Origin of the sequence: Micromonospora sp. AMSO31t (assembly GCF_008868175.1) — a bacterium.
GTDB lineage: Bacteria > Actinomycetota > Actinomycetes > Mycobacteriales > Micromonosporaceae > Micromonospora.
This window is the reverse complement of sequence record NZ_WBKT01000260.1, coordinates 1-3871: the sequence shown is the minus strand read 5'-3', so window position 1 is coordinate 3871 and position 3871 is coordinate 1. Positions and strand designations below refer to the sequence as shown.

2 protein-coding genes and 1 pseudogene are annotated in these 3871 nt (G+C 78.6%); all 3 read right to left on the bottom strand.

What is annotated here, in order from left to right:
* Positions 1-55 precede the first annotated feature (55 nt).
* Positions 56-727 (bottom strand): keratin, encoded by a 672-nt coding sequence (locus tag F8274_RS30020; RefSeq protein WP_151465709.1) that lies wholly within the window; start codon positions 725-727, stop codon positions 56-58.
* Positions 724-3396 (bottom strand): FtsK/SpoIIIE domain-containing protein, encoded by a 2673-nt coding sequence (locus F8274_RS30015; protein WP_151465708.1) that lies wholly within the window; start codon positions 3394-3396, stop codon positions 724-726. The genes F8274_RS30020 and F8274_RS30015 overlap by 4 nt, the downstream gene beginning before the upstream one ends.
* Positions 3389-3871: pseudogene (locus tag F8274_RS30010) on the bottom strand (hypothetical protein); the annotation flags it as partial. The gene F8274_RS30015 and the pseudogene F8274_RS30010, both read right to left, overlap by 8 nt.

Sequence of the window (3871 nt, the reverse complement as noted above, 5' to 3'; positions counted from 1 at the left end):
CGATCCTGCTGGTCGCCGCCGCCGGCCTGGCAGGGCGCGCCGGGTCCGGGTCGGGTCAGCGGGTGAAGGTCAGGGTCAGCAGGAGGGCCGTCGTGGCCAGGCCGGCGGCGGCGACCAGCAGGATCGGGCGGGGGGTCAGCACGGCGTGCCGGCGGTCGGCGAGCAGCCGGGCCGGCGCCAGCCCGACCAGCGGACCGAGCAGCGTCACGACCAGGGCCAGCACCGGCATGCCGACGGCCAGGTCCCCGCCGGAGCCGGCGCCCAGCGCCCGTGCACCCGCGCCCAGGGCGTACGCCACCAGCGCGCCGCCGATGCCGCAGGCGACCAGCAGCGGGTTGGCCGAGCCGGGCAGCTCGCCCGGCTGCCGGGTGCGGTCCAGCAGCTCGCGTACCCCGCGCAGCAGCGGCACCGGGTCCCCGGCGGCGTCGGGGGCCGGCCCGGCCGGGTCACCCAGCCGGCGCCCACCGGCGCCGATGCGCTCCCGGAGCTGCCCCCACAGGTGGGCCGCCTCGGTGTCCACCCGCTCCACCATCCGCCGCGCCTCGGCCACCTCCGCCTCGGCCTGCCGCACCTGCTCGGCGGCGTCGGCCACCGCGCGGTCGGCGGCGGCGACCTGCTGCGCGTACCAGCTGTGCGCCTCGGCGCGCTGGGCGGCCACCCGGGCGGTCAGGTCGGCGAGCCGGCGGACGTGGGCGGCGTACGTGTCACTGGCAACCGGTGCGTTCATCGGGACGGACCATAAGGGATGATCACCTGTCCGGTGCGGTGCACCGCCCGGTCGAAGTAGAGGCCCCGCCACGGGCGGGGGTACCAGTCCGGGCCGCCGGTGCCCGGATAGAGCGAGGAGCCCAGCTCGGCGCCTTGCACGTCGAGCGCCACCCAGGCGCCGATCTGGTCGGTGCGCGCCGCCGGCCCGCCCAGGTCGACCCGCATCCGGGCCACGCCGCGCCACCAGGCCAGCACGTGGGTACGCCGCTCCGGCCCGTCGTGCAGGATCCGGCGCAGCTGCTCCAGCCCGGTCCGCCGTCCCGCCTTCCCGGCGAGCTGCCCGGCCGCCGCGTCCACCGCGTACAGCAGCAGGAAGTGCGGGGTCTGCGGGGTGCCCGGCGCGCCGAGCGCGTCGCCCACCTCGGCCATCAGCTCGGGCACCGTCTCCTCGTCGTACCAGGCGGCGTCGTCGGCCAGGTCCTCGTAGAGGGCGCGGGCGGCCGGGTCGGCGTCCGGGTCGAGGCACGCGATGGAGAACCGGGCGGTGCCGGGCCGGTACTGCCGGGCCAGGGAGCGGGCGGCGGCGTCGAGCACCGCGCACGCCTCGTCGACCCGGGTGCCGAGCACGGCCAGGTTCCGGCCGGGGGCGCGGGGCAGCCGCAGCGCCGCCGAGCGGGCCTGCACGTCGATGATCTCGCCGAGCAGCGCGACGGGGCTGCGTGGCACCCCCTGCTCGGGGGCGGTGAGCGCCCGGAAGTCGGGCGCCTCGGCAAGCCTCGGGATCGCGTCGCCGTCGAAGAGCCGGGCCGGGGCGGCGTCCTGCGGGCGCATCCGCCACAGCCGGTGCTGGAGCTGGCTCCACGTCTCCCAGTCGCCGGCCGACGGGATGCGGGCCACCTCGTTTCCCTCGGCCAGGCCGGACTCGGCGTTGACCACGGCGTGGTGCCGGGGCAGCGACTGCGCGGCGTCGTTGCGTTCGGCCAGGATCCGCAGCGCCTTGGGCAGCGCGATACGCAGGGTGAACTGGGCGACCAGGGCGGGCCGCCCCCACAGCGCCTCGATGCCGCGCACGTCCTGCGAGGCAAGGACCAGGTGGATGCCCTGCGACCGGCCCCGCCGCGCCAGGTCCTCCAGCAGGTCGGCGGCCTCCCGGGCGACCACGTCCCGGCCGGCGAGCAGCGCCTGGAACTCGTCGACCACCGCCACGATCCGCGGCCAGTGCCCGGTCGGGTCCACGGCGCGCAGCTCGGCCAGCTTGGTGACCTCGTGCTTCTTCGCCGCGTCGGCCCGGCGGCGCAGCTCCTCGGCGAGGAACCGCAGCAGCGCCAGCCCGAACTCCCGGTCGGTGTTCACGTTGATCCCGACCAGCCGCATGTGCGGCAGCCAGCTCGGGTCCCGCCGGCCCTGGGCGAACCGGGCGAAGGACACCCCCTCCTTGAAGTCGAGCAGGTAGAACTCCAGCTCGGCGGGGGAGTAGCGGGCGGCGAGCGCGCCGATCCACGCGAAGATCAGGTTGGTCTTGCCGGTGCCGGACGGGCCGCCGATGAGCGCGTGCGGCGGGTAGTCGCCGAGGGTGAGCAGCACCGGCCGCCCGTGCGGGCCCTCGCCGATCGGCGCGGTCAGCCCGTGCGCCGAGTCCTCCCGCCAGTACTTGCCGGCCGGGGGGAGCAGGTCGGTGAAGGGCGCCGGCGGTGGGCCGGCGTTGACCCGGGAGGCCACCTCGCGGCAGGTCTCGGTGACCAGCCCGGCCGGCGGCGGGGCGTCGAGCGCCACCGGCAGGCCGCCGATCCGGGCGTCGTCCGGGTCGACCACCACCCGCGTGACGGTCGGGCCGTCGGGCAGGTCGATGCCGCGGACCACCAGGTGCACGCCGCAGGCCGCCCCGGTGCGCACCACCCGGTCCAGTTGGCCGCGCTCGTGCCGGGACAGCTCGTCGCCGCCGAGCAGCACCGCCACCCGCCACGGCTCCGGGCGCCGGCCGGTCGCGGCCGCCAGCTCGCGCAGCGACGCGTACTCGCCGGCCAGCACGGTCTCGTTGATCCGGCGGATCTGCTCCACCAGGTCGTCGAGGAGCCGGCCCAGGCCGCCGGGGCCGACGAAGGTGAGCAGCCCGGCGGTGCCGAGCGGGGCGAACCCGGCCAGCCCGCCGCCCAGGTGCTCCGGGTCGTACCCGAAGAGCCGGACCGCGCCGGGGTCGGCCCGGCCGACCGAGCGCAGCAGCAGCGCGGGCACGACCGCGGCGACGCCCTCCCGGTCGCTGCCGGCGAGGTGCACGTGCCCGGCGTCGAGCAGCGGGACCAGCGCCGGGACCGGCTCCGCGCCGGGGATGCGTACCGTGCCGACCCGGACGGCGCCGGGTGGTTCGGCCCGGCCGCCGGGGGTGGCCCGCCAGCCGTCCCACGGCGCGGACGCCGCGCCCGGGGCTTCCCGCCCGGCCGCGGCGGCGGCCCGGCGGGCCAGCTCGGCGATCCGGGCGGCGTGCCGGGCGTCGATCTCGGCGAGCCGCTGGTCCCGCGCCGTGCCCACCCGCTCCGGCACGGCCGCGGCGGCCCGCCGCACCCGCGCCAGCCGGTCGCGGGCGGCGACCAGGTCGGCCTCGGCGGCGGCGAGCCGGGTCCGGGTGGTGCCCAGGGCCTCGGAGAGCATCCCCCGGACCCGCGTCACGAGTTGCGCGCGGACGTCAGCCACGGGACGGCTCCCGGTCGTCGGTGTCCTTCGGCAGGTCCCGGCCGAGCCGGTCGAGCAGCACCCCGGTGACCACGCCGGCCGTGACCGCCGGGTCGGCGGCGTGCGGCTGCTCCTGGTCCTCGGCGCGGCGCGGCGGGGGCATCCGGCAGACCCGGGTGAGCAGGGTGTCCAGCACCGGCGGGGGCAGGCCGGGCAGCAGGTCACGGACCCGCCCGTCCAGCTCCCGGCGCAGCCGGCCCAGGTCGTCGGCGCGCGGCGGGTGGCCGAGCAGCTCGCCGGCCAGGCCGCGCAGCATCGGCGGGGCGATCGCCGCCAGCCCCAGCCCGACGTCGGCGTGGGCCCGGCGCAGCTCCCGGTGCAGCCGGTCCCGGTCGCCGGCGCGGATCCCGGTCACCACCCGGCGCAGCAGCTCCCGGGAGTCGCCGACCCGCTCGTCGGGCTCGTCCGGTGCGCCCTCCCGGCCGCCGGTCAGCTC